This window comes from Phytohabitans houttuyneae, from assembly GCF_011764425.1.
GTDB classification, from domain to species: domain Bacteria; phylum Actinomycetota; class Actinomycetes; order Mycobacteriales; family Micromonosporaceae; genus Phytohabitans; species Phytohabitans houttuyneae.
In genome coordinates this window covers 3,452,756-3,478,201 of record NZ_BLPF01000001.1, presented here as the reverse complement: position 1 = coordinate 3,478,201, position 25,446 = coordinate 3,452,756, and the positions used below count along the sequence as shown (strand labels likewise).

At 69.2% G+C, this 25,446-nt stretch carries 22 protein-coding genes, 4 tRNA genes and 2 pseudogenes; 27 read left to right on the top strand and 1 reads right to left on the bottom strand.

Annotation, left to right across the window (positions count from 1 at the left end; genetic code table 11):
- Positions 1 to 40: 40 nt before the first annotated feature.
- The 11 genes and pseudogenes from Phou_RS15500 (at position 41) to Phou_RS15450 (ending at position 11,328) form a co-directional block, all read left to right on the top strand.
- Complete coding sequence (locus Phou_RS15500) at positions 41 to 679, top strand: NADH-quinone oxidoreductase subunit C (RefSeq protein ID WP_173056683.1); 639 nt, start codon at positions 41 to 43, stop codon at positions 677 to 679.
- Positions 679 to 1,640 (top strand): annotated as a pseudogene (locus Phou_RS15495) (complex I subunit 1/NuoH family protein). The gene Phou_RS15500 and the pseudogene Phou_RS15495 overlap by 1 nt, the downstream one beginning before the upstream one ends.
- An 11-nt stretch (positions 1,641 to 1,651) precedes the next feature.
- The gene (locus tag Phou_RS15490) at positions 1,652 to 2,092 is read left to right on the top strand and encodes an ester cyclase (protein ID WP_173056682.1); all 441 of its coding nucleotides are present in this window, start codon (positions 1,652 to 1,654) and stop codon (positions 2,090 to 2,092) included.
- Between the two features lie 731 nt (positions 2,093 to 2,823).
- Positions 2,824 to 3,432: a NuoI/complex I 23 kDa subunit family protein gene (locus Phou_RS15485; RefSeq protein ID WP_173056681.1), complete on the top strand. Its 609-nt coding sequence runs from the start codon at positions 2,824 to 2,826 to the stop codon at positions 3,430 to 3,432.
- Positions 3,429 to 3,938: an NADH-quinone oxidoreductase subunit J family protein gene (locus tag Phou_RS15480; RefSeq protein WP_173056680.1), complete on the top strand. Its 510-nt coding sequence runs from the start codon at positions 3,429 to 3,431 to the stop codon at positions 3,936 to 3,938. Before Phou_RS15485 ends, Phou_RS15480 begins: the two co-directional genes overlap by 4 nt.
- Positions 3,935 to 4,249 (top strand): NADH-quinone oxidoreductase subunit NuoK, encoded by a 315-nt coding sequence (gene nuoK / locus Phou_RS15475; protein WP_173056679.1) that lies wholly within the window; start codon positions 3,935 to 3,937, stop codon positions 4,247 to 4,249. Before Phou_RS15480 ends, nuoK begins: the two co-directional genes overlap by 4 nt.
- On the top strand, positions 4,246 to 5,991 hold the full coding sequence (locus Phou_RS15470; protein ID WP_173056678.1) for an NADH-quinone oxidoreductase subunit 5 family protein: 1,746 nt from the start codon (positions 4,246 to 4,248) through the stop codon (positions 5,989 to 5,991). The genes nuoK and Phou_RS15470 overlap by 4 nt, the downstream gene beginning before the upstream one ends.
- A 52-nt stretch (positions 5,992 to 6,043) precedes the next feature.
- Complete coding sequence (locus tag Phou_RS15465; RefSeq protein ID WP_246273570.1) at positions 6,044 to 7,522, top strand: complex I subunit 4 family protein; 1,479 nt, start codon at positions 6,044 to 6,046, stop codon at positions 7,520 to 7,522.
- Positions 7,519 to 8,950: pseudogene (locus Phou_RS15460) on the top strand (NADH-quinone oxidoreductase subunit N). Before Phou_RS15465 ends, Phou_RS15460 begins: the two are co-directional and overlap by 4 nt.
- Positions 8,951 to 9,064: 114 nt before the next feature.
- Positions 9,065 to 9,943, top strand: coding sequence for a zinc metalloprotease HtpX (gene htpX, locus Phou_RS15455; RefSeq protein WP_173056677.1), 879 nt, complete (start codon positions 9,065 to 9,067; stop codon positions 9,941 to 9,943).
- 116 nt (positions 9,944 to 10,059) lie between these two features.
- Positions 10,060 to 11,328 carry an MFS transporter gene (locus tag Phou_RS15450; protein ID WP_173056676.1) on the top strand — a complete coding sequence of 423 codons (1,269 nt, stop codon included), beginning with the start codon at positions 10,060 to 10,062 and terminating at the stop codon, positions 11,326 to 11,328.
- On the opposite strand, the gene Phou_RS15445 is transcribed toward Phou_RS15450, so the two are convergent.
- Positions 11,312 to 11,806: a YajQ family cyclic di-GMP-binding protein gene (locus tag Phou_RS15445; protein WP_173056675.1), complete on the bottom strand. Its 495-nt coding sequence runs from the start codon at positions 11,804 to 11,806 to the stop codon at positions 11,312 to 11,314. The two genes, Phou_RS15450 and Phou_RS15445, sit on opposite strands and share 17 nt — an antisense overlap.
- 136 nt (positions 11,807 to 11,942) lie before the next feature.
- Here Phou_RS15445 and Phou_RS15440 point away from each other — a divergent pair.
- The 16 genes from Phou_RS15440 to rpoB all read left to right on the top strand — a co-directional run bounded on the left by Phou_RS15440 (position 11,943) and on the right by rpoB (position 25,434).
- Positions 11,943 to 12,023, top strand: a tRNA-Tyr gene (locus Phou_RS15440).
- Positions 12,024 to 13,045: 1,022 nt separating this feature from the next.
- The gene (locus Phou_RS15435) at positions 13,046 to 13,219 is read left to right on the top strand and encodes a hypothetical protein (RefSeq protein WP_173052348.1); all 174 of its coding nucleotides are present in this window, start codon (positions 13,046 to 13,048) and stop codon (positions 13,217 to 13,219) included.
- Positions 13,182 to 15,719, top strand: coding sequence for a putative bifunctional diguanylate cyclase/phosphodiesterase (locus tag Phou_RS15430; RefSeq protein WP_173056674.1), 2,538 nt, complete (start codon positions 13,182 to 13,184; stop codon positions 15,717 to 15,719). Before Phou_RS15435 ends, Phou_RS15430 begins: the two co-directional genes overlap by 38 nt.
- A gap of 221 nt (positions 15,720 to 15,940) precedes the next feature.
- A tRNA-Thr gene (locus Phou_RS15425) sits at positions 15,941 to 16,014 on the top strand.
- Positions 16,015 to 16,039: 25 nt separating this feature from the next.
- Positions 16,040 to 16,112, top strand: a tRNA-Met gene (locus Phou_RS15420).
- Positions 16,113 to 16,212: 100 nt separating this feature from the next.
- Positions 16,213 to 16,380, top strand: a complete 168-nt coding sequence (gene rpmG, locus Phou_RS15415; RefSeq protein ID WP_167925014.1) for a 50S ribosomal protein L33 — start codon at positions 16,213 to 16,215, stop codon at positions 16,378 to 16,380.
- Between the two features lie 117 nt (positions 16,381 to 16,497).
- Complete coding sequence (locus Phou_RS15410; RefSeq protein WP_173056673.1) at positions 16,498 to 16,944, top strand: MaoC family dehydratase N-terminal domain-containing protein; 447 nt, start codon at positions 16,498 to 16,500, stop codon at positions 16,942 to 16,944.
- 1 nt (position 16,945) lies between these two features.
- Complete coding sequence (locus Phou_RS15405) at positions 16,946 to 17,344, top strand: MaoC family dehydratase (protein ID WP_173056672.1); 399 nt, start codon at positions 16,946 to 16,948, stop codon at positions 17,342 to 17,344.
- Between the two features lie 103 nt (positions 17,345 to 17,447).
- Positions 17,448 to 17,520, top strand: a tRNA-Trp gene (locus tag Phou_RS15400).
- A gap of 110 nt (positions 17,521 to 17,630) precedes the next feature.
- The gene (gene secE, locus Phou_RS15395; RefSeq protein ID WP_173056671.1) at positions 17,631 to 18,029 is read left to right on the top strand and encodes a preprotein translocase subunit SecE; all 399 of its coding nucleotides are present in this window, start codon (positions 17,631 to 17,633) and stop codon (positions 18,027 to 18,029) included.
- Between the two features lie 22 nt (positions 18,030 to 18,051).
- The gene (nusG, locus tag Phou_RS15390) at positions 18,052 to 18,771 is read left to right on the top strand and encodes a transcription termination/antitermination protein NusG (RefSeq protein WP_173056670.1); all 720 of its coding nucleotides are present in this window, start codon (positions 18,052 to 18,054) and stop codon (positions 18,769 to 18,771) included.
- Positions 18,772 to 18,922: 151 nt separating this feature from the next.
- Positions 18,923 to 19,354: a 50S ribosomal protein L11 gene (rplK, locus tag Phou_RS15385; protein WP_173056669.1), complete on the top strand. Its 432-nt coding sequence runs from the start codon at positions 18,923 to 18,925 to the stop codon at positions 19,352 to 19,354.
- 61 nt (positions 19,355 to 19,415) lie between these two features.
- Complete coding sequence (gene rplA / locus Phou_RS15380; RefSeq protein ID WP_173056668.1) at positions 19,416 to 20,132, top strand: 50S ribosomal protein L1; 717 nt, start codon at positions 19,416 to 19,418, stop codon at positions 20,130 to 20,132.
- 277 nt (positions 20,133 to 20,409) lie between these two features.
- Entirely contained in the window at positions 20,410 to 20,952 is a 543-nt protein-coding gene (rplJ, locus tag Phou_RS15375; RefSeq protein ID WP_173056667.1) for a 50S ribosomal protein L10, read from the top strand.
- Between the two features lie 92 nt (positions 20,953 to 21,044).
- Entirely contained in the window at positions 21,045 to 21,428 is a 384-nt protein-coding gene (gene rplL, locus Phou_RS15370; protein WP_173056666.1) for a 50S ribosomal protein L7/L12, read from the top strand.
- 574 nt (positions 21,429 to 22,002) lie between these two features.
- Complete coding sequence (gene rpoB / locus Phou_RS15365) at positions 22,003 to 25,434, top strand: DNA-directed RNA polymerase subunit beta (protein WP_173056665.1); 3,432 nt, start codon at positions 22,003 to 22,005, stop codon at positions 25,432 to 25,434.
- Positions 25,435 to 25,446 lie beyond the last annotated feature (12 nt).

Genomic DNA, 25,446 nt, shown 5'->3' with positions numbered 1-25,446 from the left:
ACTGCACCGGGATCGGACGTACAGGCCCTAAACTGCCCGCATGACGCCGGACGAGGTCGGTGCGCGGCTGGTTGAAGTGCTCGGGCCCGCCCAGGACGCCGTCGCGTCCGTCTCCGGCGGCCAGACGCACGCCCGCGCGACCGTCGACGTGCCCGCGCTTTCCTGGTCCGCGGCGCTGCTCGCCGCCCGCGACGACGCCGCGCTGGCCTTCGACTTCTTCGACTGGCTCTCCGCTGTCGACGAGCTCGACGAGGGCTTCCTGGTCGTGGCGCACCTCTGGTCCACGACGCTGCGGCACGGCTTGCTCGTCCGCACCCGCCTGCCCCGCGACACGCCGGCCGTCGAGTCGGTAGTGGCGGTCTATCCCGGCGCGGCGTGGCACGAGCGGGAGACGCACGAGATGTTCGGCATCGACTTTCCCGGGCACGGCGAGCTGCGGCCGCTGCTGCTGGCGCCGGAGTTCGAGGGGCACCCGCTGCGCAAGGAGTTCGTGCTGGCGTCCCGTGTGGCCAAGCCGTGGCCGGGCGCCAAGGAGCCGGGCGAGTCCGGGCACGGCGGCGGCAAGCGCGCCCCGATGCGCCCGCCGGGCGTGCCCGCGCCGGGGGAGTGGGGGCCCAACGCCCAGCAGACCCGGCCGGCGCCCACGACCGCGCCGGACGCGCCGGAGGAGGGTCGCTGATGCCGCTCTGGCTGGAGCTGATCATCCGGGTCGCCGGTGTGGTGGTCGCCTTCCTCACCCTGCCGCTGCTCGTCGGGCAGGCCGAGCACAAGGTCATGGCGCACATGCAGGGGCGGCTCGGCCCGATGTACGCGGGCGGTTTCCACGGCTGGGCCCAGCTGATCGCCGACGGCGTCAAGTTCGTGCAGAAGGAGGACGTCACCCCGGGCGCCGCCGACCGGCAGGTGTTCCGGCTGGCGCCGGTGGTGGCCCTCGTGCCGTACCTCCTCGCGCTCCTCGTCATCCCGCTCGGCCCCGGCGACCTGGTCGGCGAGCCGCTCGACATCGGCCTCTTCTTCGTGCTCGCCGTGGTGGGAGTGGGCGTGGTGGCGGTGCTGATGTCCGGCTGGGCGTCGGCCAGCAAGTACAGCCTGCTGGGCGGCCTCCGCGCGGCAGCGCAGCTGCTCGGGTACGAGCTGCCGCTGGTGCTCGCCGCCGCCAGCGTGGCCATGGCGGCCGGCACGCTCTCGCTGCCCGGCATCGTCGAGGCGTGGGAGCCGTGGTGGCTGCTGTGGCAGGCGCCCGCGATGGTGGTCTTCTTCGTGGCCGGCGTGGCGGAGATCCGGCGCCCGCCCTTCGACATGCCGATCGCCGACTCCGAGCTCGTCTTCGGGTACATGACCGAGTACACCGGCCTGCGCTTCGCGTTCTTCCTCCTCGCCGAGTACGTGGGCATCGTGGTCATCGCCGCCCTCACCACCGTGCTCTTCCTGGGCGGGTGGCAGGGCCCGTTCGGCGACGACTACCTCGGGTGGCTGTGGACGCTCGTCAAAGTCTTCGCGGTGTCCTTTGTGATCATCTGGCTCCGCGTCTCGTACCCCGCCTGCGCGAAGACCAGCTGCAACGCCTGTGCTGGCTGATCCTCGTGCCACTCGCGCTGGCACAGCTGGTGCTCACCGCGGCGGTCAAGGTTGTGATGTAAGCTGCGCCACCGTGGTCGATGTGGACACAGCGGTACGACAGTTCGTTTCTGACGTGTGGAATGGCAACCAGGAGCAAACGGCGTACGACCTGGTCGCCTCCGACTGTCCGGGGCTGGGCGAAAGCGGCCCTCGGGGCGTGCTGGCCTGGCACGGTGAGCGCCGCGCCGCCTTCCCGGACCTGCGCTACAAAATCATTGACCTGCTCGTGGACGGCGAGCGCGCGGCAATCCACTGGCGCGCGGCCGGCACGCAGACCGGTCAGTTCGGGCCGGTGCCGCCGACCGGCGAGGTGGTCAGCTACTCGGGTGCCACGTTCCTGCGCTTCGACGGTGACGGAAAAATCAGCGACGTGTGGAGCGTCAACGAGCTCTTTCAGGTGCTCCAGCAGCTAGGCGTCGAGTTCGTCCCGCCCGGCGGCGCCGGCGAGCCAGCCACCCCACCGGGCGCCTGACCAGCCACGCCAAGTCGATCTCCACAACGAGGATTTGAGCTACCGCGACGCTCGTCGTGGTCCGGACCGCTGCTCCCGCAGCCTCACCCTCCGCGGCCCGCTTGAGTCACCGTGGCGGCGTGATCGTTGACCCAAATCCGCGCTCTCGACGGCGTGTCGCGCAGTTTTCGGGTCAACGATCACCACGCCAACCCGAGGCCGCAACCAACCCCGATCGGGCCGCCCCGCCGACCCAGAGGGACGAAGCGCATTAGCGCGAGCCCCGCCCGCACTCAGCCCCTAGACGACTCATTCCAAGGGATACCCGTGCGTCAGGGCGGCCCTGGATCATGACCCGCCTGGGCTCCTCGACTTCCGGAGTTTCGTCGTCTGGAGTCCTCCCGCGGTCGGGGTGAGCCTTCTTGGAGTCCGACTCGATTTAGCTGTGAGCCGCCGCTGTGCCCTCGGTTGCCGCCTCACCCTCCGCGGTCGTCCGGCTCAACCCAGGAGCCTGCTCCGGCAGATCTTGGCAAGTTAGCGTCGAGGCTCCGGTCCCCGGCTACTTCAGTAGGTCTTGGTACGAACCCGCCCCTATGACAGCAGTGGCGTACCACGATCTGCTGCGGGATTGACGGTCTGGACCACGGCGGACATCGCGGTAGCCCAGTTCTCTGTCTTCTGGCGTGGGCGAAGAGCAGGTCCATTCGCCGTGGTGCTCGCGCCCCAGCGGCTGACGGTGCAGGATATGCGGCATGAGCGTGCCTGGCGAGGGTCTGGTTAAAGGGCTGGCAGTCACCCTCAAGACGATGACCCGCAGGTCGCACACGCAGCAGTACCCGGATGTGGAGCCCGACCTCCCGCCGCGGTCGCGCGGAGTGATCGCGCTGCTGGAGGAAAACTGCACCGTATGCATGCTGTGCGCCCGCGAGTGCCCTGACTGGTGCATCTACATCGACTCGCACAAGGAAGAGGTGGTCGTGCCCGGCGCGGCCAGGGCACGCCAGCGCAATGTGCTCGACCGCTTCGACATCGACTTCTCCCTGTGCATGTACTGCGGGATCTGCATCGAGGCGTGCCCCTTCGACGCGCTCTACTGGACGCCCGAGTTCGAGTACGCCGAGTACGACATCCGCGACCTCCTGCACGACAAGGAGCGGCTGGGCGACTGGATGGCCACCGTGCCGCCGCCGCCCGTCCACGACCCCAACGGCGAGCCGTCCAAGGAAGAGAGCACCGCGGCCAAGAAGGCTCTCCCCGCTGGCGATCGCCCCGCTCCCGCTGGCCCCGTCGGCCGGCGCGGTCCGGCCTCCTCGCCGCGCTCCTCGGAACGGACCTCGCCAGCCGATGAGGCCGAGACGTGACGGCCACCGACGTGCTGCTGCTGGGGCTGGGTGCCGTGGCGGTGGGCTCGGCCCTGCTCGTCGTCACCACCAAGCACCTGGTGCGCGCCGGGCTGTACCTCGTGGTCTGCCTCGGCGCCATGGCCGGCCTCTACCTGGTGCTCACCGCGGAGCTGGTGGCGTGGGTGCAGGTGTTGATCTACGTGGGCGCGGTCGTGGTGCTGCTGCTCTTCGCGGTGATGCTGACCCGCGCCCCGATCGGCGCCTCGGACGACCTCGACCGCCCCGGGTGGCCGGCCCTGCTGGTCGGCGGCGGCGCGGGCCTGGGCCTCGCGGCGCTGCTGATCGACGCGTTCCGGTGGACCACAGTGGACATGCCCGAGGCGGGCACCGCCGAGCGGCTCGGCAGCGAGATCTTCCGCTCCTGGGTGCTGCCCTTCGAGGTGCTGTCCGTGCTCCTGCTCGCCGCGCTGGTCGGCGCCATCGTGGTGTCCCGCCCCGACATCGGCGAGCGGGTCGACCGATGAGGCCGGTCATCCCGTACGTCATCGCCGCCCTGCTCTTCGGCATCGGCGTCTACGGCGTCCTGCGCCGCCGCAACGCGGTCCTGCTGCTGATGTCCGTCGAGCTCATGCTCAACGCGGTCAACCTGATCCTGATCACCGCCGACGCCACGGTGCGGTCCGCGCTGCCGCACACCGGGCAGGTCTTCGCGCTCTTCGTGATCGTGATCGCCGCCGCCGAGGTGGGGGTGGGGCTGGCGATCGTGCTCCAGCTCTACCGCCTGCGCGCGAGCGTGGCCGTCGACGAGGTGCCGCTGGAAAGGGTCGACGCGTGATCCCGGGGGTGTTCCTCCCGGCCGTGCCCTTCGCCGCCGCGCTCATCGGCCTCCTGCTGCCCCTGAGGGCGCGCAAGGCCGCGGCGACCGTCGCGGTCGTCGGTGCGGCCGGCGCCCTGCTAGCAGCCATATTTCTCGACACGTCGGACACGAGCCGAGAATGGCTCCAGATCGGCGACCTCACCGTCACCTTCGGCGCCCGGGTCGACAAACCCGCCGTGCTCGTCGCCGTCGCGGTCGGCGTGGTCGCCCTCGCGGTGCAGGTCTACTCGGTCACCTACCTCGCCGACGACGACCGCTACCCGCCGTACGCGGCCCAGGTCAGCCTCTTCACCGCCGCCATGCTGCTGGTCGTCGTCGCCGGCGACCTGATCATGCTGCTGGTCGGGTGGGAGGTGATGGGCATCTGCTCGTACCTGCTCATCGGCCACGACCGCCGCCTGCCCGAGGCGCCCGCCGCCGCGGTGAAGGCGTTCATCGTCACCCGCGTCGGCGATGTCGGCTTCCTCCTAGGCATCGCGGTGCTCGGCATCGGCGCCGGCACGTTCCGCATCGCCGACGTGCTCGCACACGACTACAGCACCACCACGCTCACCGTCGCCGGCCTGTTGCTGCTCGCGGGTGTGGCGGGCAAGAGCGCGCAGTTCCCGCTGCACACGTGGCTGCCCGACGCGATGGCCGGCCCCACGCCGATCTCCGCGCTCATCCACGCCGCGACGATGGTGGCGGCCGGCGTCTACGTGGTCACTCGGCTGTACCCGATCTTCACCGGTGCCGTCCTGGCGGTCCTGGGCGTGATGGCCGCGATCACGCTGCTGCTCGGCGCGCTCACCGCGACCGCGCAGGACGACATCAAGCGGGTGCTCGCCTGGTCCACCGTCTCCCAGATCGGTTACATGACCGGCGCGCTCGCGGTCGGCTCCACCTCGGCCGCGCTTTTCCACCTGCTGACGCACGCCGCGTTCAAGGCGCTGCTCTTCCTCGCCGCCGGCTGCGTGATCCACGCGGTCGGCAGCAACCTGATGTCGCGGATGGGTGGGCTGCGGCGGGACATGCCGGTCACGTTCTGGTCGTTCGCGATCGGCCTCGGCGCGCTCGCCGGCCTCCCACCGCTCGCCGGCTTCTGGAGCAAGGAAGGCATCATCAACGCCGCCCACCACCCGCACGGCCCCGCGCCGGCGTGGGTGGGCTGGCTGGTGTGGCTGACAGCGCTTGCCGGCGTCGCGATCACCGCGCTCTACGCCGCCCGCCTCCTGCGCGGCGTCTTCTTCGGGCCCGCCACCACCCACGGCCACGAAGCCCCGCCGCTGATGCGCTGGCCGGTCGCCCTCCTCGCCATCCCGAGCGCGCTACTCGGGCTGGCCGTCTTCTGGCCCGCGTTCCGCGAGGCCCTCGGCCTCGAAGAGGCCAAGATCGACGCTTGGGTGCTGCTCCCGGTGGCGCTGCTGGCCGCCGGCGCCGTCGTTGGTTGGCGCGGCGTGCCGACCGTGCCGGCCTTCGCGCGCGCCTTCTGGCTCGACGAGGTCCAGCATTTCCTTTTGGTACGACCCGTGCGCTCCCTCGCCCGCAGTACCCGACTGGGCGACGAGGCAGGGGTCGACGGAGCGGTCGAAGGCACCGGACGTCTGACCGTGCGCCTCGGCCGGCGCCTGGCCACCGCACACCGCACCGGCCTGCCGCGCGCCGCCACCGCGGTGCTCGCCGCCGCCGTCCTGCTCGCCGCCCTGGGGGTGATCCTGTGAGTGAGCGGGGCTTGCCCACGACGTCACTGAGCGAGCGATCGGAGGCGGCGCTGTGAGGTGGCTGCTCGTCGCGGTGCTGGCGGTGCCGGCCGCCGGTGCGCTGCTCGCGGCCCTGCTGCCCACGAGGGCGGGACAGGTCGCCGGCACCGTGGCGGCCGCCGCCGCGCTGGTGCTGAGCGTCCCGCTCTACCGCGACTCCTGGTTCTCGTACGGCCCGGCCGCCGTCCGCCCCTGGCACGATGTCGACCTGACCTGGGTGCCCGGCCTCGACCTGCGTTTCCACCTCGGCATCGACGGCGTCTCCTACCCCCTCGTCGTGCTCACCGCCCTCCTCACGCTGCTTTGCTGCGCGTACACCCTGTGGCGGGCACCCGCGCCCGGCCGAGGGCACACGCTCGTCGCCCTGCTGCTGGTGATCGAGGTGGGCATCCTCGGCACGTTCCTCGCGCTCGACCTTGTGCTCTTCTTCGTCTTCTTCGAGGTCGTGCTCCTGCCCATGTACGCGGTGATCGCGGTCTGGGGCGGCGAAGACAGGGCGCACGCCGCGCGCAAGTTCGTGCTTTACACGCTCTTCGGCTCGGTCCTGCTGCTCGTCGGCGTCTTCACCGTCGTGGTCTCGGCCGGCACCGCGGACATCGTGGCGCTCACCGGCGGCGGGGAGCTGTCGCGGGGCACGCAGATCGCGGCGTTCATCCTGCTGGCGATCGCGTTCGCCGTGAAGAGTCCACTGTGGCCGCTGCACACCTGGCTGCCGGACGCGCACACGCAGGCGCCCACGGTCGGCAGCGTGATCCTGGCCGGCGTCCTGCTGAAGATGGGGACGTACGGCCTGATCCGGGTCGCGGTCGGCGTGGCGCCCGAGGGTGCGCGGTGGGCCGCGCCCGCGCTGGGCATCCTGGCCGTGGCCGCGATCGTGGTGGGCTCGCTGGTGTGCCTGGCGCAGACGGAGCTCAAGCGGCTCATCGCGTACTCCAGCGTGGGCCACATGGGCTTCGTGCTGCTCGGCATCGCCACGCTGACCGCCACCGGCATCCAGGCCGCGCTGATCGGCAACGTGGCACACGGCGTGATCACCGGCCTGCTGTTCTTCCTCGCGGGAGCGATCAAGGAGCGGGCGCACACCGGCGAGCTCGCCCAGCTCGGCGGGCTGCGCGAGCAGTCGCCGTGGCTCGCCGGCATCCTCGCCTTCGCCGCCATCGCCTCGCTCGGGCTGCCGGGCCTGGCCGGCTTCTGGGGCGAGGCGTTCGCGGTCGTGGCCTCCCTGGACAAGGGCGGTCCACTCTGGACGACCCTGGCCGCGATAGCCGCCGTGGGTGGCGCGCTCACCGCCGCGTACTTCCTGCGCCTGCTCCGCAAGGTCACACACGGCCCCGCCGTCGGCACACTGAATCCGCCCGGCCTGGCCCGCGCCGAGGTGGCCGCCTGGGCACCGCTGGTACTGCTCGCGCTCATCGTCGGCCTGCTGCCCGCGCTGGTGCTCGGCATGGCCGGTGACCCGGTCGGGGCTCTCGTCGAGGCGGTGCGGTCGTGACCCAGTCCGTGGACCATGTCGCGCTGCTGCCGGTCTACCTGGCCGCCGGCACCGCCGTACTCGTGCTGCTCACCGACCTCATCCTCGCCCGCCGGGCCGCGGTCCTCGCGGTGGCCGCGCTCGGCGCGCTCGCCACCGCGGCGGGCGCGATCGGGGTGGGGCTGGGCGACGACCGCCGGACCTTCTGCGTGCCGGACGCCTGCAGTTTCGTGGCAAACGACCGCTCCGCCCTGGTCGCCACCCTCTTCGCGCTGCTCACGCTCGGTGTGATCGGCCTGTCCGCCACGACGAGAGACGTTCCTCCGGGGGAGTACGCCTTCCTCCTGGCCTGCTCGATGACAGGTGGCGTGGCGCTCGGCTCGGCCGGCGACCTGATCACGCTGATCGTGGCGCTGGAGACGCTCACCCTCCCGCTGTACGTGCTGGTCGGCCTGCGCCGCCGCACCGTGGAGAGCGCCGAGGGTGCGGTCACGTTCTTCGTGGTCAGCGTCGTGGCGACCGCCGTGACGCTGCTCGGCGCGGCCCTGCTGTACGCGGTCAGCGGCCGCCTCCACTTCGCCACACTCGCCACCGGCCTGCCCGACCTCCCGCTCACCGGCGCCGCGGTGGTGCTGGTCCTGGCGGGGCTGGCGTTCAAGGTGGCCGCGGTGCCGTTCCACGCCTGGGCCCCGGCGGCGTACGACGGCGCGCCCGTCCCGATCGCCGCGTACCTCTCCACCGCCTCCAAGCTCGGCGGGGTGGTCGCGATCCTGTACGCGGTCGTCGACGCCCTCCGCCCCGCGCTCGACCTCGCCGGTCCCGCCCTCGCCGTACTGGCCGTCCTCACGATGACCGTCGGCAACCTCGTCGCGCTCCGGCAGACCCGGATGGTGCGGCTGCTCGCGTGGTCGTCCGTGGCCCAGGCGGGGTACATCCTGGCGCCGCTCGGCGCGTTCATGCTCGCCGAGGGGCGCACCGACGAGGCGCTGTCCGTGGCCGTCGCGGCGACCGTGGCGTACACCGTCTTCTATGTGCTCCTCGAACTCGCCGCCTTCGGATCGGTCGTGGCGCTGCGGCCGGGGAGGACGGCGGGCTGATCGCCGACTACCGAGGCGCCGCGCGTACCCACCCATGGGTCGGCGCCGCCCTGGTGCTGGCGCTGATCGGACTCGCCGGGCTGCCCCGGGGTTGGCCGGGCTCTTCGCCAAGGTCGTGGTCGTGCGCTCGCTGCTCGACGGCGGCGCCGGCTGGCTGGCCGTGGTCGTCGCGCTCAACGCGGTGATCGGCCTCGCCTACTACGTACGCGTCGCGGCGGTGCTCTACGGACCCGCCCCGGCGCCCGGCACGCGGGTGCGGATCCCGTGGGCGGTGGCGACGACGCTCGGCGTGGCCACGCTCGCGATCGTGGTGGTCGGGTTCGCGCCGCAGCTCGTGCTCGACCTCTCCTGACCTGCGCTGACTTTCAGCAAGGTCACAGGTATGCGCGGATGATGGGAGGGGCATCAGGTTGTTACGCCTGATGCCGGGCCCTCCCGGTCCCGGGTCCTGAAGGAGTGAGTGATCGTGCACAGGCACTGGAACGGTCTCAAGACGGCCGCTCTGCTCGGCCTGCTCTCCGGTATCGTCCTGGCCCTCGGCTACTGGCTCGGCGGCAGCGGCGGTCTCGTCATCGCGGTGTTCATCGCGCTCGGCATCAACGCCGTCAGCTACTTCTGGTCCGACAAGATCGCGCTGCGGTCGATGCGGGCCAAGCCGGTCAGCGAGGCGGAGTTCCCCGCCCTGTACCAGATGGTTCGGGAGCTTTCCACGCAGGCGGGCCAGCCGATGCCACGGCTTTACGTGAGCCCCACGATGCAGCCCAACGCCTTCGCCACCGGCCGTAACCCGCGTCACGCGGCGGTCGCGGTGACGCAGGGCATCACCCAGATCCTCGACTACCGCGAGCTGCGCGGAGTCATCGGCCACGAGCTGTCGCACGTGTACAACCGCGACATCCTGATCTCCAGCGTGGCCGGCGCGCTCGCGACCATCATCACGTTCGTCGCCAACATCGCGCTGTTCCTGCCCATGGGCGGCAGCGACGACGACGGCGTCAACCCGGCCGTGCTGCTGCTGATGGTGATCCTCGGCCCGATCGCGGCCTCGGTGATCCAGCTGGCGATCAGCCGCAGCCGCGAGTACCAGGCGGACGCCTCGGGCGCGCAGCTGACCAAGGACCCGCTGGCGCTCGCCTCCGCGCTTCGCAAGATCCACTACGGTGCGCAGAAGCTTCCTCTACCGCCGGAGGGCCAGCTCACGAGCACCGCGCACCTGATGATCGACAACCCGTTCAAGGGCGGCGGCATCGCGTCGCTGTTCTCCACCCACCCGCCGATGGCCGAGCGGGTGCGCCGCCTGGAGCAGATGGCCGCCAACTCCGGTCCGGTCCAGTTCCAGCGGTAGTCCGTACCTCTTATGGGCTCGGGGTCACAGACCCCGAGCCCATAATCATGTGGTTCCCGGCCAAGGATCTTGGTTAGGGTCGGTGGGTCTTTCGGTCATTACAGGGGAGGTGTGCTGTGGCTGCGCTGCGCCAGTATTCGGCGGTCTGGCGCATCCCCGGCGCTCCGGTTCTCCTGGTCGTAGGGATCATCGCCCGGCTCGGCATCGGCATGACCCCGCTGGCGCTGCTGCTGCTCGTGCAGCAGGCCACCGACAGGTACACGCCCGCCGCGATAGCGGGTGGCATCTACGCGGTGGCCGGCGCCGCGCTCAGCCCCGTGGCCGGCCGGATCGCGGACCGGATCGGGCCGTCACCGGTGCTCCTGCTGACCGGCATCACCCACCCCGTCGCGCTCGGCGCGCTGCTGTTCGCCAGCCGGATGGACGCGCTGCCGATGATCTTCGCGGCGTCTGCGGTGGCGGGCGCCACGTACCCGCCGTTGAGTGCCGCCATCCGCGGCGCCTGGAACGACCTCACCGAGCCCGGCAGCGGCCGCCATCACGTACGCGGCGCGGCGCTCGCCGCCGAGACCACGCTCTTCGAGCTCGTCTTCGTGATCGGCCCGCTGCTTGTCGCCGGCTTCGTGCTCTTCGCCAGCCCGGCCGCCGCGATCGTGGGCGCCGCCGTCCTCACGCTGTTCGGCACGACCGTGGTCGCCCGAGGGCGGGCGATGCGCGGCTGGCGTCCCCACCCGGCCGAGGACCACACCCGCGGCCTGGGCCCGCTGCGGATCAGTGGCTTTCCGGCGCTGCTCGTGTGCGTGGCCGGCCTCGGCACGGCGTTCGGCGCGGCCGGCGTGATCGTTCCCGCGTACGCCAGCCAGCACAGCGAAGGCGACAGCCTGGGCGGCGTGCTGCTCGCGGTATGGGCGCTGGGCAGCGCGGCCGGCGGCTTCTGGTTTGGCGCGCGGCCGGCCGTGCGCAACCAGGCGCGGCAGTTTTCGCTGCTGCTGGGTGCGTTGGCGGCGACGTTCGCCCTCTACGCCCTCATGCCGCACCCGATCGCGCTCGGCGTGGCCCTCGCCGCCGGCGGTGCCACGATCGCGCCCGCCCTCACGCTCGAAAACAACATGGTGGGGCGCATCGCGCCGGTCACGATGCTGAACGAGGCATACACCTGGGTCATCACCGTCGCCATCGGCTCCTCCGCCCTCGGCGGCTCGGTGTCCGGGCTGATCGTCGACCAGCCCGGTGGCGTGCCGTGGGCGTTCCTCTTCGGTGGCGCGGCGGTGGGCGTCGCCGCCGTGGTGGCGGGGCTCCCGTCCGGCTCGATCGCCCGGGCCGACGCGCGCGCGACGGCCCGGATCGACCAGGCGCTGGCAGCGACCGCTACCGGTAGTTCGTGAACTGGAGGGCGACGCCGAAGTCGCCGGCCTTGAGCAGGGTGATCACTGCCTGAAGGTCGTCCTTCTTCTTGCCGGTGACGCGGAGCTGGTCGCCCTGGATCTGGGCCTGGACGCCCTTGGGACCCTCGTCGCGGATCGCCTTGCTGATCGCCTTGGCCTTCTCCTGGTCGATGCCCTGGATGATCTTGCAGTCGATCCTCGACGTCTTACCCGACGTACGCGGCTCGCCCGCGTCCAGCGCCTTCAGCGAGATGTTGCGCTTGACCAGCTTGTCCTTGAACACCTCGAGCGCGGCGCGGACCCGATCCTCGGTCTCCGCCTGGAGGCTCACCGCCTCCTCGCCAGACCAGGAGATCTGCGCGCCCGTGCCGCGGAAGTCGAAGCGCGTGGTGAGCTCCTTCTCCGCCTGCCGGAGGGCGTTGTCGACCTCCTGCCGGTCGACCTTGCTGACGATGTCGAACGACGGGTTGGCTGCCATAGGTCATGCTCCTGCTTTGTGGCGATATGAAGATGTTCCGGGGCCAGTGACCCCCGACCGTACCCGGTTGCGTGACCCGCCACCGCAACCGCTATCCTTGCTTCCGCTGCCGCGGTCACCGTGGCGGCACGCCCTAGGCGGGTTGCCCGAGCGGCCAATGGGAGCGGACTGTAAATCCGTCGCGAAAGCTACAGAGGTTCGAATCCTCTACCCGCCACACCTAGGGAAATCGGCCCCGACCAGCCATGCCGCTGGCCGGGGCCGATCTTGTTGGTGCGGCCGATCCTTCGGCGGTCACCGCTGTGCCCCTCGAGTCGCCCGATCATCGCTATCTCGGTGCCCGTCATCTCGCCGAAATCTGGAAGCGATCCGGATTAGCGGAGATCGGTAGCGCTCGCGTCCTCGATCGCTTGCCGCTGTGGCGGCAGCGCTTCCTCGCCCGTGGGCCGGTAGGGCTGGGACCTGCACCGATCGGGTGTCGGTACTTCGGTGGCCCGGGATCGTGCGTTAGGTTGATTAGGTCATCGACCATTTGGTTCGATTGGGACAAAGGCCCGTGGAATAAGTGCGTGTCATGGGTTTGGATTGCGTCGTGTGCTGACCTCCTGACCGCTGGATCAGGAAGTGGTTTCGCGTTCCACGGGTGTAACTCGTCGTGTCAGAACTGCGCCACTACGCAATAGGTCGAAGTTTGTCGTTGCTTACTCGCGAGTCACCAAATAAGGTTTGATAAACGCGAGCGAATACGCAAATGCAACCGTCGGATCGGGAAGTTCCAGGGGTGGGCGTCCCGGTGAGCGTCAAGATCCACTATCCGAAGGCGCGCGACGTGCGGGGAGGCCAGCGCAAGGTAGGACGAGGTGGCGCGAACGGGGAAGGTCTGGCAAGTTTGGACAAACGTGACGGAGCGTCATAGCCCACAAATCCTGCACAAAGTGAGCGGCCCTCTAAACAGCAAGCCGGGAAAATCGGTCCTTTCCCAACTTGATGAGGGTGCCGTCAGGGGGTTCGGCATGGCCGTGAAATCTTGCATGGGGATGGGTTCCTAAAGTCCAGCTAAGTTTCCGGTCAGCCGTTCAGCCATGTTTTTCGCGCAGTGTGGTTCTAAGCCGCCGATCAGGATGTCTCCGAGGGCTGTGGTGTGGCACGATCAGGTCACCCCAAAAGTTCGCGAGTTACATGCGGTTACCCCGACGGGAGCGTTCGATGCGTGCACGCAGACTGAGCCGCCTCGCAGGCTTGGTGCTGGCGCTGGCCGTGACCCTCGGCGTGGTTGCCGGATGGTCAGGCGGCGGCTTCTCAGCCATGGATTACGAGTGGGGCGGCGCGGTGCTTGATTACGAGTGGGGCACCTTCCCCTCATCCCCTGACAGGCATGTCCTCCCGGCAGGCAGCGCGACGTCGCAAGGCTGAAAACGCCTGGCTGATCACCGGTCCCCTGGGGATCTTGGCGGTGGTCATCACCACGAGCCTTGCGCTGGTCGACGACACGGTCACGCCAAGCGATCTTGCTATCGCTGCGGCGCTGCTGGCGATCCTCGTTGGCGCCGAGGTCGCGATCCTGCCGTTCATTGTCCGCCGGCACAACATGATCGTCGCGATCTACGAGATCCCGCTTGTCCTGGCGCTTTTCTTCCTACCGCCGCCGATCGTGGTGCTGACCTTCGCACTCGGCAACCTGATCACTCAGATGCGCCGGCGCCTCCCGCCGGTCAAGCTCTGGTTCAACGTCGCAAGAGCCGCCGTGGCCGCCGCGATCGCCTGCGCGGTCATGCTCGCCCTTCCGCCGATGCGCGGCGTCGGGCCGGGCACGTGGGGCATCCTCTTCCTGGCCGTCGCGACGTACACGCTGGTCACGTTCTTCGCCGTGATCGGTGTGTTCCTGCTCGTGCAGGGCGTTGCGGCCGCGCGTGAGGTGCTGCGCACCGGCATCCGCACGCTCGTCATCACCGTCGGCGTCAACGTCGCGGTCGGCCTGATCATCCTGATCGTGCTGCAGGTGACCCCCTGGTCCGCCCTGCTCGTGCTGGGTCTGGCCATCGTGCTGGCGATCTTCTACCGGTCGTACGCGGTGTTCCTCAGCCAGCACCGCATGCTCTCCCAGCTCTACGACCTGAGCCGCGCGATCGGCCGCGGCGACCAGGAGGGCGGCCTCGCCGACGACTTGCTCTTCCGGGTGCGGGCGCTGATGCAGGCGGAGTACGCGACGCTGTGGCTGCCCGCCCAGGGCCGCTACCCGGAGGTCCTGCTCTCGGCCCGGGTCGACGACTCCGGCCTGCTCGACATCACACCGACGCCGCCGCTGGCCCGCGCGCTCGCCCAGGAGGGCAACGGGCGCACGGTGACCGCCGGTTCGCGGTTGGAGACCAGCGGCGAGCTGCGCACGGCACTGCGCGCGAGCGGGGTCAAGGACGTGATCGTCACGCCGCTGCGCTCCGGCCAGGCGGTCATCGGCACGCTCGAGGTGGTCAACCGGCTCGGCGACACCGTCCATTTCACCGCCGGCGACGTGCAGGTGCTGGAGACGATCGCGGCGCACGCCGGCGTGGCGATGGAAAACTCGCGGCTGGTCGACCGGCTCCGCTACGACGCGTACCACGACGGTCTGACCGCCCTCGCCAACCGGCGGCGGATCACCGAGGCCCTTGAGGAGTCGGTCGTCGTCCGGGCGCCCGGCGAGGTGGTCGCTGTGCTCCTGTTCGACGTCGACCGGCTGCGCGACGTCAACGAGTCGCTCGGCCACGCGGCCGGCGACAAGCTGCTCGCCGAGGTGGCGCGGCGGCTGCGAGCGTTCGCACCGCCCGCGGCGCTGGTGGGCCGGGTCGGCGGCGACGAGTTCGTGGTGACCCTCCGCTCGGAGAGCATCGAGGCGGCCGCCCAGCTGGCCACCGAGCTTCGTGAGCAGGTGCGCGACCCGATCATGTTCGGCACCCTCACGCTCGACGTCGACACGGCCGTCGGCGTTGTCGTACACCCGGATCACGGGACGGATCCCGCGACGCTGCTGCAGCGGGCCGACGTGGCCGCCACCGCCGCAAAGTCGGTGCCCGGCGGCGTCCAGCTCTTCAGCGTGGGCCTTGAGTCGCGGTCGGTGCGCCGCCTGGAGCTCGCCGGCGACCTGCGCCGCGCCCTCGACAATGACGAGCTGGAGGTCTACTTCCAGCCCAAGGTGACGCTGACCGACCGCCGGCTCGTCGGGGTGGAGTGCCTGGCTCGCTGGGAGCACCCGGCGCACGGCGCGGTCTCGCCCGAAGACTTCGTGGCGGTCGCCGAGCACACCGGCCAGCTGAGCCGCCTCACCGAGGCGGTGCTCAAGGAGGGCCTGCGCCGCTGCCGAGAGTGGGCCGACGCCGACCGGCCGCTCGCCGTCGCGGTCAACCTTTCCCCGCGCACGCTGGTCGACCCCGGCTTCCCAGCCCGCGTCGAGGCGCTCCTCCAGGAGTACGGCGTGGAGCCCGAGCAGGTCACCTTCGAGATCAAGGAAGACGGAGTCACCGGCCCCACCGACCGCCCGCTGCCCACCCTGCGGCGCCTGCGCGAGATCGGCGTGCGCCTGTCGGTCGACGACTTCGGCACCGGCTACTCGTCCCTCTCCTACCTGCGCCGCCTCCCGGTGCACGAGGTGAAGATCGACCGCACCTTCGTCCAAGGCATGGCGACCGACGCCGGCGACCTGGCGATCGTGCGCGCGGTGGTCGCCCTGTCGCTCCAGTTCGGCCTCACGGTGGTCGCCGAGGGCGTGGAGAGCGAGCTGACGCTCGACCTGCTCAAGGAGATGGGCTGCGAGATCGGCCAGGGCTTCCTCTTCAGCCGCCCCTTGCCGTACGAGCGGCTGGAGGCATGGTTCGGCGCCCGCACCGAGTCCGAGCCCACGCCGCTCGGCGAGGTCCGCCGCCTCCGCGCCGTCACGTAGCCAAGCCTTTCCAGGATCAGAGCTACCGCGACCTGTCCGCGGTGGTCCGGACCGTTGCGCGGGTGCGTTCCCGCGGCCTCACCCTCCGCGGTCGCGCAGACCCAAGCCCGTCCGCGCGCAGGCTGGGCGGGGGACCCGCGGCCGTCTGTCGCGGCCTGCGACGACACGGGTATCCCGATTTCGTCTCGGGATGCGTGACGTGTACTCTTACCCAGGCGCACGCGCCCCTTAGCTCAGTCGGCAGAGCGTCTCCATGGTAAGGAGAAGGTCTACGGTTCGATTCCGTAAGGGGGCTCAGCGGGTCATCCTGGACCCACCTCGGCGGTGTAGCTCAGATGGCAGAGCAAGCGGCTCATAATCGCTGTGTCGCCGGTTCAAGTCCGGCCACCGCTACGCACGTAACGGACGCCACTGGCGTCCGCTTCGCGTGTCCGGGTACTCTGGTGCGCCGGTAACGCGAAGATACCCCAGTTGACGAGGAAGGCACTCCGCCGTGGCCAAGGCGACCGACGTCCGTCCCAAGATCACTATGGCGTGTGTGGAGTGCAAGGAGCGCAACTACATCACGCGTAAGAACCGTCGCAACGACCCGGACCGCATCGAGCTGAAGAAGTTCTGCCCGCGTTGCGGCAAGCACACCGCGCACCGCGAGACGCGCTGAGCTCGGTCTGACGCTGCGGACGGCCCCCGGCTTCGGTCGGGCGGCCGTCCATTTGTCGTTGCGGTCCAGCACCGGCCACACACGCTCCAGGCGTCACAGGGCGGTAGGTTCGCTGCTATGGCTCTGGACCAGTCCTTCATCGGCCGGACGTACCCGCCGACCGCTCCCTACCAGGTTGGGCGGGAAAAGATCCGCGAGTTCGCGAAGGCGATCGGCGCGACCGACCCCCTGCACCACGATCCGGAGGCCGCCCGTGCCGCCGGCTACTCCGACGTCGTCGCGACGCCCACATTTCCGGTGGTGATCACCATGGCGGCCAGCCGGCAGATCGTCGACGACCCGGAGCTTGGCGTCGACTACACCCGCGTGGTCCACGGCGACCAGCGCTTCGCGTACAAGCGGCCGGTCGTGGCCGGTGACGAGCTGGTCTCCGTCAACACCGTCGAGGAGATCCTGTCCCGCGGCGGCCACGACTTTCTCACCATCCGCACCGACGTGAGCACCTCGGCCGGTGAGCCCGTGGTGAGCGTCTGGTCCAAGCTCGTCGTGCGCGGGGAGGGCTGACATGGAAGAGCTGCCTACACAGACGTACCGGGTGACCCGCGCCGACCTCGTGCGGTACGCGGGGGCCTCCGGCGACTTCAACGTCATCCACTGGAGCGAGCGCCTCGCCACCAAGGTGGGCCTGCCCGGCGTGATCGCCCACGGCATGCTCACGATGGCGCTGGCCGGCCGCGCGGTCACCACCTGGGCCGGGTCGGCCGACGCGGTGGTCGACTTCAACGTGCGGTTCAGCCGGCCGGTGCCGGTGCCGGACGACGACGAGGGCACGGAGATCGAGTTCCGCGGCGTCGTGAAGGGCGAGACCGAGGACGGGCTCACCCAGATCGACATCACCGCGACCTGCCACGGCGAGAAGGTGCTCTCCCAGGCTCGGGCGATCGTCCGCCGTCATCACGCGTAGACGGGTGCCAGGTTGGGAATCTCAGGGACGTACCCGTACACTGGTGCGCCGTGGGGTAGCTACCCCTGCCCGGGCGTGCCTTGGGCGGGACCGCTGCCTACACAGGGGTGTGGCGCAATTGGCAGCGCAGCGGTCTCCAAAACCGCAGGTTGCAGGTTCGAGTCCTGTCGCCCCTGCGCCTAAGGCCTGACCGGCCCCGGGACGGGTCCCGCCGGCTCCGCTGGCCGAGGCTCGTCTCCGGGACCGGTGGGGCAACGTGTCAAACCCACCCCCCACGGAGGGCGAAGTGGCCGAGAGCAAGCGGCGCGGCGAAGAGCCCGCGGACGACGACTTCGACGACCTCGACGAGTCGTTCGACGACGCTGTCGACGATGACGCCGACGACGACGAGGACCAGCCGGTCTCGCGCGGCGGCACGGCCACTCGCGAGCGCCGCAAGACCGAGCCTGCCGACAAGCCGAAGGCGAAGAAGGACGTCACTCGGGTGGGGTTCTTCGGCCGGATCCTGCGGTTCTTCCGTGAGGTCGTCGCCGAGCTCCGCAAGGTCATCTGGCCGACCCGCAAGGAGCTGCTGACCTACACCGCGGTCGTGGTCGTGTTCGTCGCCTTCATGCTGGCGATCGTGGCTGGCCTCGACTACGGGTTCGCCAAGGGCGTGTTGTTCGTCTTCGGCAACCAGGAATAGACAAAGACGGAAGTGAGCGAGCGTGCCTGAGTACGACGAGACCGCTGCGGCGCCCGACGAGCAGTCCGCGGTGGCGACCGCCGCCGACCCGGAGGCGGTCGAGGCCGACAGCGAGCCGGAGTACACGCCGGCCGCCGAACCGGATGCCGACTACGACCCGGTCGCCGAGCTGCGGCAGAAGCTGCGCTACGCGCCCGGCGACTGGTACGTGGTGCACTCCTACGCTGGCTACGAAAACAAGGTCAAGACCAACCTCGAGACCCGGATCACGAGCCTCGACATGGAGGACTTCATCTTCCAGGTCGAGGTGCCGACCCGCGAAGAGGTCGAGGTCAAAAACGGCAAGCGCCTGCAGGTGCAAAACAAGGTCTTCCCCGGCTACATCCTCGTGCGGATGGAGCTGACCCCGGAGTCCTACTCCTGCGTGCGCAACACCCCAGGTGTGACCGGCTTCGTCGGCGCGACCGACCGGGCCGACCGCCCCGCGCCGCTCTCGCTCGACGAGGTGCTCAAGTGGCTGGCACCGGCTGTCGAGACCGAGCAGAAGAAGGCCAAGCCGGAGGTCAAGGTGCTTGACTTCGAGGTTGGCGACTCCGTCACGGTCACCGATGGCGCCTTCGCCTCGCTGCCGGCCACGATCAGCGAGATCAATGCCGACCAGCAGAAGCTCAAGGTGCTCGTGTCGATCTTCGGTCGGGAGACGCCGGTCGAGCTCAACTTCAACCAGGTCGCAAAGATCTAGAGCGCTCGTTAGCGGCCCGCCTCGTGGAGGCGGGCCGCTTTACGTTCAGCAGTCGACTGGCGCTACTCTAGAACGTCGGTCTGTCGGCCGCGCTTGACCGTGCGCGCCCAACGGCCGTCATCCACGTCATCACCACGCCCAGGAAAGAGCCATGCCTCCGAAGAAAAAGCTAGTCAAGACGTTCACGCTGCAGCTGCCGGCGGGCCAGGCCACGCCGGCGCCGCCGGTCGGTCCGGCGCTGGGCCAGCACGGCGTCAACATCATGGAGTTCTGCAAGTCCTACAACGCGCAGACCGAGTCGCAGCGGGGCGACATCGTCCCGGCTGAGATCAGCGTGTACGAGGACCGCTCCTTCACCTTCGTGCTGAAGACCCCGCCCGCCGCCCGCCTGCTGATCAAGGCGGCCGGTGTCCAGAAGGGCTCCGGCACTCCGCACACCGAGAAGGTCGGCTCGGTCACCCGCGCCCAGCTGCGCGAGATCGCCGAGAAGAAGATGTCGGATCTGAACGCCAACGATCTCGACCACGCCGAGCGGATCATCGCTGGTACCGCCCGCTCCATGGGCATCACCGTCAAGGAATAAGCAGCAGCACTCGTGGGAGGGTCCGCGTGGGCCCGCCGAGACCACAGGAGATACAGAGGACATGCCGCACAGCAAGAACTACCGCAAGTCGCTCGACCTGATCGACCGGTCGAAGCTCTACACCCCCTCCGAGGCGATCAAGCTCGCCAAGGAGACCAGCACGGTCAAGTTCGACGCCACGGTCGAGGTCGCGATGCGCCTCGGCGTCGACCCCCGCAAGGCCGACCAGATGGTCCGCGGCACGGTCAACCTGCCGCACGGCACCGGCAAGACGGTTCGCGTGATCGTCTTCGCGGCGGGTGCCAAGGCCGAGGAGGCCGTGGGTGCCGGTGCTGACGAGGTCGGCACCGACGAGCTGGTGGCCCGCATCCAGGGCGGCTGGCTGGACTTCGACGCGGCCATCGCCACGCCGGACCAGATGGCCAAGATCGGTCGGATCGCGCGGATCCTGGGCCCGCGCGGTCTGATGCCCAACCCCAAGACGGGCACCGTGACCATGGACGTCGCCAAGGCCGTCGCCGACATCAAGGGCGGCAAGATCACGTTCCGGGTGGACAAGCACTCCAACCTGCACCTGATCATCGGCAAGGCGTCCTTCACCGAGGACAAGCTGGTCGAAAACTACGCCGCAGTGCTGGACGAGGTGCTTCGCGCCAAGCCGTCCGCGGCGAAGGGCAAGTACCTGAGGAAGGTCACCGTCACCACGACGATGGGTCCCGGCGTGCCGATCGACCCCAACGTGACCCGCGGCCTCACGGAGGCCACGGCGGAGGCCTGATCCCCTCATCGCCAAAGCGGCGCGCTTCCCTCTGGGGGAGCGCGCCGCTCTCGATTTGGCGGGTACCGGCACCACCGCGTACTCTTGCCCGCGAAGTACCACCCGAAGACCGCTGGTCACCGCGCTCAGGCGCGGTCGAAGGTCCCGTTCGACGGGCGACCCGCGCAGGGCGATGTGCGAGTAAGCGTGACGTCAAGTCCCGCCCCGTGCGCCTTGCGCCGGGGCGTTTTCGTTGTCCGGGCCGGGTGCACCAGCCAGGCGCAACGAGAGGAGGGACATGGCGGACAAGCCGATTCGGGCCGACAAAGCCACGGCCGTCGCCGAGCTCACCGAGCACTTCCGCAAGGCGGAGGCGACCGTGCTGACGGAGTACCGCGGCCTCACGGTCGCGCAGCTCACCCAGCTGCGGCGCTCGCTGGGCCAGACCGCGACGTACTCGGTCGCGAAGAACACCCTGGCCAAGCGTGCTGCGACGGACGCGGGCATCAGCGGCCTCGACGAGCTGTTCTCCGGTCCTACCGCGCTCACTTTCGTCTCCGGCGATGTGGTGGAGGCGGCGAAGGGCCTGCGCGAGTTCGCGAAGGCCAACCCGGCTCTGATCATCAAGGGCGGCGTGTTCGAGGGCAAGGCGATCTCGGCTGACGAGGTCAACAAGCTCGCCGACCTCGAGTCCCGTGAGGTGCTGCTGGCCAAGTTGGCCGGTGCCATGAAGGCGAACCTGAGCAAGGCCGCGGCCGTGCTCCAGGCTCCGCTGACGAAGACCGCTCGTCTGGCGGCCGCTCTGCAGGACAAGCGCGAGAAGGAAGAAGCCGCTCAGTAACGCGGCGAGTCAGCTTCTTTGGGTGCGGGCGTACCACGTGACGGCCAAACCCCGGGAAATTCGAAACAAACCTAGGAAGGACGCCAGACACCATGGCGAAGCTCAGCACCGACGAGCTGCTCGACGCGTTCAAGGAGATGACGCTGATCGAGCTGTCGGACTTTGTTAAGCAGTTCGAGGACACGTTCGACGTCCAGGCCGCCGCGCCGGTCGCCGTCGCCGCTGCCGGCCCGGCCGCCGCTGCCGCGCCGGTCGAGGAGGAGAAGGACGAGTTCGACGTCGTCCTCGAGGCCGACGGTGGCAAGAAGATCCAGGTCATCAAGGTCGTGCGTGAGCTGACCGGCCTGGGCCTCAAGGAGGCCAAGGACCTGGTCGAGGCCGCGCCGAAGCCGGTCCTGGAGAAGGCCAACAAGGAGACCGCCGACAAGGCCAAGGCCAAGCTCGAGGCCGAAGGCGCCAAGGTCACCCTCAAGTAAGTGGATGGCCGGCGGGAGGCCGGGGGCGCGTCGGGCTAGCCCAAACGCTCACCCTCAGGCAATCTCGCGCAAGCTCTCCAGTGGGCTCCTCGTTACCCGAAAAGGTGGTGACGGGGAGCCCACTTCATGCATCCGAAGTAGAAATTCGGGCGTGGCGCCGATCACGGTGGTCCGACCCGCGCCAGAACCCTTGACGCAGCGTTTGCTGGCAGGCACGCTGACATCAGCAAGTCCTTCCGCGCTTGCAACGGCCACCGGCTGGGTAAGGCGGCGTTGGGTCCACAAGTGGCATTGCCATTGGTGAGATCGCAACGCAGCCGACCTGACGGCACCGTGGTTAGCGTGCCGCGTTCTGAGCGGCCTGGAGGCATCGTGAGGTGCCACGAGGTGCGTTCCGCGTCGCGCTGCCGTGGTGGGCTGGACAGCGGTTAGCCGTTCGGCTACACTGCTAGTTTGCGCTGCCTTCCGACTTCAGCCCTGCCCGGAATGTCCGAAACTGGCCGTCCGGATCGGGGTCAGTCGGGGTGCGCGCGCAACGGCCGTTTTGCAGCACCGGTCCTCGGAAGGACGCATCTTGGCAGCTTCCCGCCCTGCGAAGACCAGTCGTACGTCGAGCGCATTTGCTCCCCGCCGGATTTCATTCGGCAGGATCACCGAACATCTTGAGGTCCCCAACCTCCTCGCCATCCAGAACGAGTCCTTCGACTGGTTGGTTGGCAACGAGGCGTGGCAGGGCCGGTCGGCTGATGACCCGCACGCCCGCTCAGGTCTCGCGGAAATCCTCGACGAGATTAGTCCGATTGAGGACTTCTCGGGCACCATGTCCCTTTCCTTCTCCGCTCCCCGCTTCGACGAGGTCAAGGCCTCGATCGAAGAGTGCAAGGAGAAGGACCTGACGTACTGCGCTCCGCTCTTCGTGACCGCGGAGTTCACCAACAACACCACTGGTGAGATCAAGAGCCAGACGGTGTTCATGGGTGACTTCCCGATGATGACCCCCAAGGGCACCTTCATCATCAACGGCACCGAGCGCGTGGTCGTCAGCCAGCTCGTCCGCTCCCCGGGCGTCTACTTCGACAAGCAGCCGGACAAGACGTCCGACCGCGACCTCTCCAGCGTCAAGGTGATCCCCAGCCGGGGTGCCTGGCTGGAGTTCGACATCGACAAGCGCGACACCGTCGGCGTCCGCATCGACCGCAAGCGCCGCCAGGCCGTCACGGTCCTGCTCAAGGCCATTGGTTGGACCAACGAGCAGATCCGCGAGCGGTTCGGCTGGTCCGAGCTGATGATGACCACCTTGGAAAAGGACCACATCGCCGGCCAGGACGAGGCGCTGTTGGACATCTACCGCAAGCTGCGGCCTGGTGAGCCGCCGACGCGGGAAAACGCCCAGACCTTGCTCGACAACCTCTTCTTCAACTCGAAGCGGTATGACGTAGCCAAGGTCGGGCGCTACAAGTTCAACAAGAAGCTCGAGATCGACATCCCGATCAACAAGGGCACGCTGACCGTCGAGGACATCGTCGCCACGGTTGAGTACCTCTGCCGCCTGCACGCGGGCGAGGAGGGTTACGAGCCGGACGACATCGACCACTTCGGCAACCGGCGCCTCCGCACGGTAGGCGAGCTGATCCAGAACCAGGTTCGGGTCGGCCTCTCCCGCATGGAGCGGGTCGTCCGCGAGCGGATGACCACGCAGGACGTCGAAGCGATCACGCCGCAGACTCTGATCAACATCCGCCCCGTGGTGGCGGCGATCAAGGAGTTCTTCGGTACGTCGCAGCTGTCCCAGTTCATGGACCAGACCAACCCCCTGGCGGGCCTGACCCACCGCCGGCGCCTGTCGGCGCTGGGCCCCGGTGGTCTGTCCCGCGAGCGGGCCGGCTTCGAGGTTCGCGACGTGCACCCGTCCCACTACGGCCGGATGTGCCCGATCGAGACCCCGGAAGGTCCGAACATCGGCCTGATCGGCGCGCTCTCCACGTTCGGGCGGGTCAATCCGTTCGGCTTCATCGAGACGCCGTACCGGAAGGTGGACAACGGTCGGGTCACCGACCAGATCGACTACCTGACGGCGGACGAAGAGGACCGGTTCGTCAAGGCCCAGGCCAACGCCCCGCTGAAGTCCGACGGCACCTTCGCCGAGGACCGAGTCCTGGTCCGCCGGAAGGGCGGCGAGGTCGACTACGTCACGCCGGCCGCCGTGGACTACATGGACGTCTCGCCGCGCCAGATGGTGTCGGTCGCGACCGCCATGATCCCGTTCCTCGAGCACGACGACGCCAACCGGGCGCTCATGGGCGCCAACATGCAGCGCCAGGCGGTGCCGCTGGTCAAGGCCGAGTCGCCGCTGGTCGGCACGGGTATGGAGTACCGGGCCGCCGTCGACGCCGGTGACGTCGTCGTCGCCGAGGTCGGTGGCGTGGTCGAGGACCTGTGCGCCGACTACGTGACGGTGCACCAGGACGACGGTCACCGCCGCACCTACCTGCTGCACAAGTTCCGCCGCTCCAACGCCGGCTCCTGCGTCAACCAGAAGCCGGTCGTCTTCGAGGGCGACCGCGTCGAGGCCGGCCAGGTCATCGCCGACGGTCCGTGCACCGACGAGGGCGAGATGGCGCTCGGGCGCAACCTGCTCGTCGCGTTCATGCCGTGGGAAGGCCACAACTACGAGGACGCGATCATCCTGTCGCAGCGCCTCGTGCAGCAGGACGTGCTCACCTCGATCCACATCGAGGAGCACGAGGTCGACGCCCGCGACACCAAGCTGGGTCCGGAAGAGATCACCCGCGACATCCCGAACGTCAGCGAGGAAATGCTCGCCGACCTCGACGAGCGCGGCATCATCCGGATCGGCGCGGAGGTCGTGCCCGGCGACATCCTGGTCGGCAAGGTCACGCCCAAGGGCGAGACCGAGCTGACCCCGGAGGAGCGGCTGCTCCGCGCGATCTTCGGCGAGAAGGCGCGCGAGGTCCGGGACACCTCGCTGAAGGTGCCGCACGGCGAGACCGGCACGGTCATCGGCGTTCGCACCTTCTCCCGCGAGGACGGCGACGAGCTGCCCCCGGGTGTCAACGAGCTGGTCCGCGTCTACGTGGCACAGAAGCGCAAGATCCAGGACGGTGACAAGCTCGCGGGCCGCCACGGCAACAAGGGCGTCATCTCCAAGATCCTGCCGGTCGAGGACATGCCGTTCCTTGAGGACGGCACGCCGGTCGACATCGTGCTCAACCCGCTGGGTGTGCCGAGCCGGATGAACATCGGTCAGGTCCTGGAGACCCACCTCGGGTGGGTGGCCAAGACCGGCTGGAAGATCGAGGGCGAGGACGCCGAGTGGAAGCGGGCGCTCAAGTCGATCGGTGCCGACACCTCGGAGCCTGACACCAACGTGGCGACGCCGGTCTTCGACGGCGCCAAGGAGGCGGAGATCAGCGGCCTGCTGGCCAGCTCCCTGCCCAACCGTGACGGCGTCCAGCTCGTCGGCGGCTCGGGCAAGGCCCAGCTGTTCGACGGTCGCTCGGGTGAGCCGCTGCCGGACCCGATCGCGGTCGGCTACATCTACATCCTGAAGCTCAACCACCTGGTCGACGACAAGATCCACGCGCGTTCGACCGGACCGTACTCGATGATCACGCAGCAGCCGCTGGGTGGTAAGGCGCAGTTCGGTGGTCAGCGCTTCGGTGAGATGGAGTGCTGGGCGATGCAGGCGTACGGCGCTGCTTACGCCCTGCAGGAGCTGCTCACGATCAAGTCCGACGACGTGCTCGGCCGCGTGAAGGTCTACGAGGCCATCGTCAAGGGCGAAAACATCCCCGAGCCCGGCATCCCGGAGTCGTTCAAGGTGCTCCTCAAGGAGCTCCAGTCGCTGTGCCTCAACGTCGAGGTGCTGAGCAGCGACGGCGTGGCGCTGGAGATGCGGGAGACCGATGACGAGGTCTTCCGGGCCGCGGAGGAGTTGGGCATCGACCTGTCTCGGCGTGAGCCAAGCAGCGTCGAGGAAGTCTGAGGCGGCGGGGTC

Excerpts from the sequence above, each read along its gene's own strand:
- Phou_RS15500 (WP_173056683.1), top strand. The coding sequence starts at position 41 with ATGACGCCGGACGAGGTCGGTGCGCGGCTGGTTGAAGTGCTCGGGCCC.
- Phou_RS15485 (WP_173056681.1), top strand. The coding sequence starts at position 2,824 with ATGAGCGTGCCTGGCGAGGGTCTGGTTAAAGGGCTGGCAGTCACCCTC.
- nuoK (WP_173056679.1), top strand. The coding sequence starts at position 3,935 with ATGAGGCCGGTCATCCCGTACGTCATCGCCGCCCTGCTCTTCGGCATC.
- Phou_RS15445 (WP_173056675.1), bottom strand. The coding sequence starts at position 11,806 with ATGGCAGCCAACCCGTCGTTCGACATCGTCAGCAAGGTCGACCGGCAG.
- Phou_RS15430 (WP_173056674.1), top strand. The coding sequence starts at position 13,182 with ATGTCCTCCCGGCAGGCAGCGCGACGTCGCAAGGCTGAAAACGCCTGG.
- Phou_RS15410 (WP_173056673.1), top strand. The coding sequence starts at position 16,498 with ATGGCTCTGGACCAGTCCTTCATCGGCCGGACGTACCCGCCGACCGCT.
- Phou_RS15405 (WP_173056672.1), top strand. The coding sequence starts at position 16,946 with ATGGAAGAGCTGCCTACACAGACGTACCGGGTGACCCGCGCCGACCTC.
- rplK (WP_173056669.1), top strand. The coding sequence starts at position 18,923 with ATGCCTCCGAAGAAAAAGCTAGTCAAGACGTTCACGCTGCAGCTGCCG.
- rplA (WP_173056668.1), top strand. The coding sequence starts at position 19,416 with ATGCCGCACAGCAAGAACTACCGCAAGTCGCTCGACCTGATCGACCGG.
- rplJ (WP_173056667.1), top strand. The coding sequence starts at position 20,410 with ATGGCGGACAAGCCGATTCGGGCCGACAAAGCCACGGCCGTCGCCGAG.
- rplL (WP_173056666.1), top strand. The coding sequence starts at position 21,045 with ATGGCGAAGCTCAGCACCGACGAGCTGCTCGACGCGTTCAAGGAGATG.